A 253-nucleotide genomic window follows, 5' to 3' on the forward strand; every position below is an offset into this window, starting at 1 on the left:
GGATAATTTTTCTGCATACTCCTCTTCAGATTGTGACACAGGAGAGCAGGTATGGAAACCAAGCGTAGCAGGAGAATTCGCCACAGCAGGCAGGACTGGCAGGGGTTCGTGTCCGAGTTTCTGACCGGTGGTCAGGACTGCAAGAGTTTCTGTCGGGATAAGGGATTAAATCCATCCCGATTGATACGTTGGCAAGGGGTATTTCGCAATGAGATTTCCCCTGCCATCAGCCAGATGCAACCCGTAGGGTTTT

The 253-nt window shown here is 50.6% G+C and carries 1 protein-coding gene; it reads left to right on the forward strand.

The window, feature by feature from the left end; translation table 11 throughout:
- Positions 1-51 precede the first annotated feature (51 nt).
- A partial coding sequence (locus tag IV91_RS16415) for a hypothetical protein (protein WP_035418937.1) occupies positions 52-253 on the forward strand: 202 nt, incomplete at its 3' end.

This window comes from Ferrovum myxofaciens (assembly GCF_000735045.1).
Taxonomy (GTDB): Bacteria; Pseudomonadota; Gammaproteobacteria; order Burkholderiales; family Ferrovaceae; genus Ferrovum; species Ferrovum myxofaciens.